This is a genomic window from Streptomyces bobili (assembly GCF_002154575.1).
Lineage (GTDB): Bacteria > Actinomycetota > Actinomycetes > Streptomycetales > Streptomycetaceae > Streptomyces > Streptomyces bobili.
Genome location: NZ_MUBA01000634.1, coordinates 1 through 942, shown reverse-complemented (window position 1 = coordinate 942; position 942 = coordinate 1). Strand labels below are relative to the sequence as shown.

The window sequence follows — 942 nt, the reverse complement described above, 5'->3', positions numbered from 1 at the left end:
ACAGCTCTCCGCCGTCCTCGACGGGCCCCTCGCCCAGGGCACCTGGGCCGCCTCGGCCGTCCTGTGCGCCGCCGCGCTGGCCGCCCGCCGTGCCGTCTACGACCGGTTGCCCTGAGCACACCCGCTCACCGGCCGCCCCACCTCTTTCCCCTGGAGATTCCTTGAGCACGATACGAGTGACCGGGCTGCGCGTCCGGCACCGCAGAACCGTCGCCCTCGACGGGGTGGACCTCACCCTGGGCCGGGGTGTGCACGGCCTGGTCGGTCCGAACGGCGCGGGCAAGACCNNCGTGGAGTTCCGCGCGCTGCTGCGCGGGCTGGGTGCCTCGGCCACGGTGATCGTCTCGACGCACCTCGTGGAGGACGTGGCCGCCGCCTGTACGGAGGTCACCCTGCTCGACGCGGGCCGGGTCGCCTACCGCGGCACCCCCGATGCGCTCAGCGCGCTGGGCGAGGACAGCGACGACGAGGGTGTCGGCGACAGCCCGATCGAGCGCGGCTACACGGCGGCGCTGCGGGCCCACCGCGCCTCCGGCGCTCCGCTGGAAGGGGCGGCGCGATGAGCCTCACGGTCACGGAACCGGAGCGCGTGCGCGTCCGGGTGCACCCCCTGCGCGCCGAGGTGCTGCGCGGGTTCGCCCCCTGGGCGGGGCTCGCCGTGTTCCTGACGGTCGGCGCGCTGCTGGGCGCGACGGCGGACCGCTGGCAGGGCGGCTGGGCGGAGACCCGTACCGAACTGCACAACGTCCTGCTGATCGTCGTACCCCTGGCCGCGGCGGCGGGCTGCCGGCAGGGCGGGCGGGAGCGGCGGCGCCGTACGGAGGAGCTGTGGGGGACGGCGGCGCGGGGGCCGCTGGCGCGGTTCCTCGCGTCGGCGCTGCCGGTGGCGGCGTGGGTGACGGCCGGGTATGCGTCGGTGGCGGCGGGGGCGATGCTGGCGAC

1 protein-coding gene and 1 pseudogene are annotated in these 942 nt (G+C 76.6%); both read left to right on the top strand.

What is annotated here, in order from left to right; genetic code table 11:
* The first annotated feature begins 176 nt into the window (after positions 1-176).
* The gene (locus BZL64_RS35225; protein ID WP_086773125.1) at positions 177-563 is read left to right on the top strand and encodes a P-loop NTPase family protein; all 387 of its coding nucleotides are present in this window, start codon (positions 177-179) and stop codon (positions 561-563) included.
* Positions 560-942: pseudogene (locus BZL64_RS35220) on the top strand (hypothetical protein); the annotation flags it as partial. The gene BZL64_RS35225 and the pseudogene BZL64_RS35220, both read left to right, overlap by 4 nt.